The organism is Pseudomonas sp. NFACC24-1, assembly GCF_900115235.1.
GTDB classification, from domain to species: Bacteria; Pseudomonadota; Gammaproteobacteria; order Pseudomonadales; family Pseudomonadaceae; genus Aquipseudomonas; species Aquipseudomonas fluorescens_AA.
The window spans coordinates 422001-428016 of record NZ_FOVS01000002.1; the positions used below are offsets into that span (position 1 = coordinate 422001).

8 protein-coding genes are annotated in these 6016 nt (G+C 58.0%); 1 reads left to right on the forward strand and 7 read right to left on the reverse strand.

Annotated features, from left to right (window positions below):
• Positions 1-11: 11 nt before the first annotated feature.
• The 6 genes from BM317_RS04090 to rplM all read right to left on the reverse strand — a co-directional run bounded on the left by BM317_RS04090 (position 12) and on the right by rplM (position 4459).
• Positions 12-629, reverse strand: a complete 618-nt coding sequence (locus tag BM317_RS04090) for a glutathione S-transferase N-terminal domain-containing protein (protein WP_003178195.1) — start codon at positions 627-629, stop codon at positions 12-14.
• Positions 630-780: 151 nt separating this feature from the next.
• On the reverse strand, positions 781-1563 hold the full coding sequence (locus BM317_RS04095; protein ID WP_060740747.1) for a cytochrome c1: 783 nt from the start codon (positions 1561-1563) through the stop codon (positions 781-783).
• Complete coding sequence (locus BM317_RS04100; RefSeq protein WP_030138561.1) at positions 1563-2774, reverse strand: cytochrome b; 1212 nt, start codon at positions 2772-2774, stop codon at positions 1563-1565. Before BM317_RS04100 ends, BM317_RS04095 begins: the two co-directional genes overlap by 1 nt.
• A complete protein-coding gene (gene petA / locus BM317_RS04105; RefSeq protein ID WP_060740746.1) occupies positions 2774-3367 on the reverse strand; it encodes a ubiquinol-cytochrome c reductase iron-sulfur subunit in 594 nt (197 codons plus the stop codon). Before petA ends, BM317_RS04100 begins: the two co-directional genes overlap by 1 nt.
• A gap of 256 nt (positions 3368-3623) precedes the next feature.
• The gene (gene rpsI / locus BM317_RS04110) at positions 3624-4016 is read right to left on the reverse strand and encodes a 30S ribosomal protein S9 (RefSeq protein WP_003205364.1); all 393 of its coding nucleotides are present in this window, start codon (positions 4014-4016) and stop codon (positions 3624-3626) included.
• 14 nt (positions 4017-4030) lie between these two features.
• Positions 4031-4459: a 50S ribosomal protein L13 gene (gene rplM, locus BM317_RS04115; protein WP_003205365.1), complete on the reverse strand. Its 429-nt coding sequence runs from the start codon at positions 4457-4459 to the stop codon at positions 4031-4033.
• A gap of 245 nt (positions 4460-4704) precedes the next feature.
• On the opposite strand from rplM, the gene BM317_RS04120 reads away from it, so the two are divergent.
• Positions 4705-5745 (forward strand): NADP(H)-dependent aldo-keto reductase, encoded by a 1041-nt coding sequence (locus BM317_RS04120; protein WP_092473166.1) that lies wholly within the window; start codon positions 4705-4707, stop codon positions 5743-5745.
• Between the two features lie 133 nt (positions 5746-5878).
• Here the strand turns inward: BM317_RS04120 and BM317_RS04125 are convergent.
• On the reverse strand, positions 5879-6016 hold a 138-nt coding region (locus tag BM317_RS04125; RefSeq protein WP_256574029.1), incomplete at its 5' end, for an acyl-CoA dehydrogenase family protein.

Below are 6016 nucleotides of genomic sequence, written 5' to 3' on the forward strand. Positions count from 1 at the left end.
CTCCCTAAGCCTTAGCGCATGTCGCGTTCGACACCAGACAGACTCGCCTGGAATGCCTCGCGCGCAAATTGGCGCTCCATATAATCAAGCAGCGGCTTGGCAGGCCGCGGCAGTTCGATACCCAGAATCGGCAAACGCCAGAGTATGGGCAATAGGCAGCAATCCACCAGACTTTGTTCCTCACTGAGGAAAAACGGCTTGTCGACGAACAGCGGCGATACGCCCGTCAGGCTTTCACGCAATTCCTTGCGCGCCACGACCCGCGCCGGCTCCTTGGTCCGGGAATCCAGGATCAGATCCACCAACCCGCACCAGTCACGCTGGATGCGATGGATCAGCAAACGGCTGTTGGCACGCGCGACAGGATAAACCGGCAGCAAGGGTGGATGCGGATAACGCTCATCCAGGTATTCCATCACCACGGTCGACTCCCACAACGCCAGGTCACGATCGACCAATGTGGGCAGGCTGCCGTAAGGGTTCACTTCGATCAGCTTCGGCGGCTGACGACCCGCTTCGACGTAAATGATCTCGGCGCTGACACCCTTCTCTGCCAGTACGATGCGTACCCGGTGGGAATAGTGGTCGGCGGGGTCGGAGTAACAGGCCAACCGATTGGTCACGCCCATGGCGATCCTCCTCGCTTGTTGAAATTATCGAAAAACGGAAAAACGAGCGCGCCCAGAGGGCGTCTCTCGTAACACCTGGCGGGCCAGGCTCGTTACATATCTAGAGACGCCCTTGGGCGCGCACGATTAACAGCAATGGCTTACAGCTTTATCAATGCACGTCTTTCCAGTATTCACGCTTGAGCAGGTAAGCGAATACGAAGAAGAACGCCAGGTACAGCAATACATAGGTACCGATGCGCTGATGCTCCAGCTTCACCGGGTTGGCCGAGTAGGCCAGGAAGGTCACCAGGTTCTTGACCTTCTCATCGAACTGCTCCGGGGTCAGGCTGCCGGTGTTCGGCAATACGGTCAGCTGGTCGCAGGCTTCATGAGTCAAAGCGGAGCCGGTCAGCGGATCGAATTGCTTTTTGCCGTCTTCAACGATCTGAACCTGTTTGCAGCCTACCACCTGGCGCCCCTGGAGGCCGACCAGAACGTTAGGCATGCCGACGTTCGGGAAGACCTTGTTGTTCACGCCCCAAGGACGTGCAGGGTCTTCGTAGAACGAACGCAGGTAACCGTAAAGCCAGTCGGTGCCACGCACACGGGCAACCAGGGTCAGGTCCGGCGGCGCGGCACCGAACCAGGTCTTCGCGTCCGCAGGCTGCATGCCGATGGTCATGTGATCGCCCAGTTTGGCACCGGTGAACACAAGCTTCTCGAGCATCAGCTCATGGGGGATGCCCAGGTCATCGGCAACGCGCTCATAGCGCTGGAACTTGGCACTGTGGCAACCCATGCAGTAGTTGGCGAACGTACGTGCGCCGTCCTGCATGGCCGCTTTGTCGGAAACGTCGATGTCGACTTTTTCCAGCTCCGGACCACCGTGTTCAGCCGCGAAGGACAGTACAGGCATAGCAGCAAGAATCAGTACAGCAAATAGCTTTTTCATCAGCCAGTCACCCTTTCCGGAACCGGTTTGGTCTTCTCGAGCCTGGTGTAGAAAGGCATCAGAATGAAGTAGGCGAAGTACAGGAAGGTGCAAACCTGCGACAGCAACGTGCGCCCTGGTGTCGGTGCCAGTACGCCCAGCACGCCCAGGATCACGAACGAAATGCAGAACACCACGAGCCAGATCTTGCTCAGCCAGCCTTTGTAGCGCATCGACTTGACGGGGCTGCGGTCCAGCCACGGCAGGACGAACAGCACGGCAATGGCCGCGCCCATGGCGATAACGCCCAGCAGCTTGTCCGGGATCGCCCGCAGGATCGCGTAGAACGGCGTGAAGTACCAGACCGGGGCAATGTGCTCAGGGGTCTTGAACGCGTTCGCCTGCTCGAAGTTCGGCTTCTCGAGGAAGTAACCGCCCATTTCCGGGAAGAAGAACACGATGGAGCAGAAGATGAACAGGAAGACCACCACGCCGACGATGTCTTTCACGGTGTAGTACGGGTGGAAGGCAATGCCATCCAGCGGTACGCCGTTCTCGTCCTTGTGCTTCTTGATGTCCACGCCATCCGGGTTGTTCGAGCCGACTTCGTGCAGCGCGAGGATGTGCAGTACCACCAGGCCGAGGATCACGATCGGCAAGGCGACCACGTGCAGGGCGAAGAAGCGGTTCAGGGTGATGCCCGAGATCAGGTAGTCACCACGGATCCACTGGGTCAGGTCGTCACCGATGACCGGGATCGCACCGAACAGCGAGATGATCACCTGGGCGCCCCAGTAGGACATCTGGCCCCACGGCAGCAGGTAGCCCATGAAGGCCTCGGCCATCAGCGCCAGGTAGATCAGCATGCCGAAGACCCACACCAGTTCACGCGGCTTCTGGTACGAACCGTAGAGCAAGCCACGGAACATGTGCAGGTAGACCACGATGAAGAACGCCGAAGCGCCGGTGGAGTGCAGCAGACGCAGGATCGAGCCGTACTCGACGTCGCGCATGATGTATTCGACGGAGGCAAATGCTTCTTCCGCCGACGGGGTGTAGCTCATGGTCAGCCAGACACCGGTGACGATCTGGTTGACCAGAACGAGCAGTGCCAGGGAGCCAAAGAAGTAGAAGAAGTTGAAGTTCTTCGGAGCGTAGTACTTGCTGAGATGGTCTTCCCACATTTTGGTCGCGGGAAAGCGCGCATCAACCCAATCCATTAGTTTGCTCATCACGCTTTCTCCGTATCGACGCCAACGACAATGATGTCATCGGTCTCATAGGAATGCGGGGGAACTGGCAGGTTCAGAGGTGCAGGCTGCGACTTGTAGACGCGACCAGCCAGGTCGTAGTGGGAGCCGTGGCAAGGGCAGAAATAACCACCGACCCAGTCCTTGCCCAAGTCGGCAGGCGCCACTTCAGGTCGGAACGTTGGCGAGCAACCCAGGTGCGTACAGATCCCGATCAGCAGCAGGACCTCTGGCTTGATCGAACGCGTCTGCGGGTCGACATAGGTCGGTTGCGTAGAGTTCTTCGAGGACGGGTCGGACAACTGACCCTCGATCTTTTTCAGATTCCCCAGGATTTCCTCTGTACGGCGGACGATGAACACCGGCTGGCCGCGCCACTCAGCAATCATCTGCTGGCCTGGCTCGATCTTGCTGACATTCACTTTCACCGGTGCACCTGCGGCTTTCGCCTTGGCGCTGGGAAACCATGACCCCACGAACGGGACCGCAGCCCCCACCGCTCCTGCAGCACCCACCACGGATGTGGCTGCTACCAGGAAGCGACGCCGGCCTGCATTCACGCCGTCATTGCTCATTCAGTCCTCTCCCATCAGCTTTGTGGCCTGTTAGATCAGGCGTCTACTAAGTAAAAATCTGAACTTATAAAAATTTTGCCGAATGGTAATGAAAAGCCCCAATTCTGACAAGGTAATTACCAAGCGGCCAAACCGCCAAGCCTTGTAGTATAGGGGCTCTACGAATGTGGCAAGTTGTCACAGAGCAATTCTTTTGCCCATAAAAAAACGCCCAGCTCCGTGAGGAACTGGGCGCCTTTTGAAAGCGGAAGCGAAATTAACGCTTCGAGTACTGCGGACGCTTACGCGCTTTACGCAGACCGACTTTCTTACGTTCAACTTCGCGAGCATCGCGAGTTACGAAGCCGGCTTTGCGCAGAGCACCACGCAGAGTCTCGTCGTAATCCATCAGGGCGCGAGTGATGCCGTGGCGGATTGCGCCAGCTTGACCACTTACACCACCACCGATAACGGTGACGTAGATGTCGAATTTTTCGACGGTCTCGGTCAGTTCCAGCGGCTGACGAACTACCATGCGGGCAGTTTCGCGGCCGAAGAAGTTATCCAGGGAGCGGTTGTTGATGGAGATGTTACCAGTGCCCGGACGCAGGAAAACGCGTGCGGTTGCAGTCTTGCGACGGCCAGTGCCGTAATTTTGAGTCGCCGACATAATGAACTATTCCGTTAAAACTTCAGTTCTTGGGGCTGCTGAGCAGTATGAGGGTGAGCAGCGCCCGCATAAACCTTCAGCTTACGATACATGTCGCGACCCAGTGGGTTCTTAGGCAGCATGCCTTTAACCGCGGTCTCGATCACGCGCTCAGGGGCTTTGGCGATCAGCTTTTCAAAGTTGATCGACTTGATGCCGCCAGGAAAACCGGAGTGGGAGTAGTACATTTTGTCAGTGGTTTTAGCGCCAGTAACACGTACTTGCTCAGCGTTGATCACGACGATGTAGTCACCGGTATCAACGTGAGGGGTGTACTCAGGCTTGTGCTTGCCACGCAGACGGCTCGCGATTTCGGTGGCCAGACGACCCAGGGTCTGACCAGCAGCGTCGACGACAAACCAGTCGCGCTTTACTGTTTCCGGTTTAGCAGTAAAAGTTTTCATTCTTTATAGCCTCAGGGGCCGCCCTGTAAATTAGACGGCGGATCTTACTGAATAGTGCGTACTTTGACAAGTCAAAGGCAGCCGGATACAGACGCTTTCGGGGGCTCGGGTCGGCGCGTCCGTTCAACGGCAAGATTCTTCGGCGGCGGCGCATCACTTCCACTGCAGAAAGAGGTGCGCAATTATGCAGATTGCGAAAAATATTTCAACCTGCTTTTATGATTGTTTTGCCCAAGGAGTTCCCGATGGACTATCGCCAGCTAGGCCGTACCGATCTGAACGTGAGTGCCCTGTGCCTCGGCACCATGACCTGGGGTGAGCAGAACAGCGAGGCCGAGGCCTTCGCCCAGATCGAACGCGCCAAGGGTGCCGGCATCAATTTCATGGACACCGCCGAGATGTACCCGGTGCCCCCCAAGGCCGAGACCTACGCCACCACCGAGCGCTACATCGGCAATTATTTCAAAAGCCGCGGCGACCGTGCCGACTGGATCCTGGCGAGCAAGATCGCCGGTCCCGGCAACACCATCGACTACATCCGCGACAAGAACCTCAAGCACAACCGCCAGCACATCGTCGAAGCGGTGGACGCCAGCCTCAAGCGCCTGCAAACCGACTACATCGACCTCTATCAGTTGCACTGGCCGGAGCGCAGCACCAACTTCTTTGGCCAACTGGGCTACCAGCACAAGGCCGACGAAACGTTCACACCGCTGGAGGACACCCTCGAAGCCCTGGACGAGCAGGTCCGCGCCGGCAAGATCCGCCACATCGGCCTGTCCAACGAAACACCGTGGGGCACCATGAAGTTCCTGGCCCTGGCCGAGGCCCGTGGCTGGCCGCGGGCGGTGTCGATCCAGAACCCGTACAACCTGCTCAACCGCAGCTTCGAGGTCGGCCTGGCGGAAATCGCCATCCGTGAACAGTGCGGCCTGCTGGCTTACTCACCCTTGGCGTTCGGCTTCCTGTCGGGCAAATATGAGAACGGCGCACGACCGGCCAAGGGTCGTTTGACGCTCTACAGCCGCTTCACACGCTATTTCAACGCTCAATCGGAAGCCGCGTGCAGCCGGTACGTGGCGCTGGCCCGTGAGCACGGCCTGGACCCGGCACAGATGGCCCTGGCGTTCGTCACCCAACAGCCGTTCGTGACCAGCAACATCATTGGCGCCACCACCCTGGAGCAACTGGACAGCAACATCGAAAGCTTCGACCTGAAGCTGTCGGACGAAGTGCTGGCGGGGATCGAGGCGATTCACAAGGATCAGCCGAACCCTGCGCCTTGATCGGCCGGTAAAAAGTCTTCGCGAGCAAGCCCGCTCCCACAGGGGATTTGTGTCTGAACACTCTTTTGTGATCGACGCAGGACTCCTGTGGGAGCGGGCTTGCTCGCGAAGACGATCTTGAGTTCACCCTGGATCAAAGCGACCGCGCAATGATCTCCTTCATGATTTCATTGGTTCCGGCATAGATCCGCTGCACCCGCGCATCCGCCCATGCCCGGGCAATCGGGTATTCCCACATGAAGCCGTAGCCGCCATGTAACTGCACGCACTC

Coding starts and splice junctions, on each gene's coding strand:
- BM317_RS04090 (WP_003178195.1), bottom strand. CDS start 629: ATGGGCGTGACCAATCGGTTGGCCTGTTACTCCGACCCCGCCGACCAC.
- BM317_RS04095 (WP_060740747.1), bottom strand. CDS start 1,563: ATGAAAAAGCTATTTGCTGTACTGATTCTTGCTGCTATGCCTGTACTG.
- BM317_RS04100 (WP_030138561.1), bottom strand. CDS start 2,774: ATGAGCAAACTAATGGATTGGGTTGATGCGCGCTTTCCCGCGACCAAA.
- petA (WP_060740746.1), bottom strand. CDS start 3,367: ATGAGCAATGACGGCGTGAATGCAGGCCGGCGTCGCTTCCTGGTAGCA.
- rpsI (WP_003205364.1), bottom strand. CDS start 4,016: ATGTCGGCGACTCAAAATTACGGCACTGGCCGTCGCAAGACTGCAACC.
- rplM (WP_003205365.1), bottom strand. CDS start 4,459: ATGAAAACTTTTACTGCTAAACCGGAAACAGTAAAGCGCGACTGGTTT.
- BM317_RS04120 (WP_092473166.1), top strand. CDS start 4,705: ATGGACTATCGCCAGCTAGGCCGTACCGATCTGAACGTGAGTGCCCTG.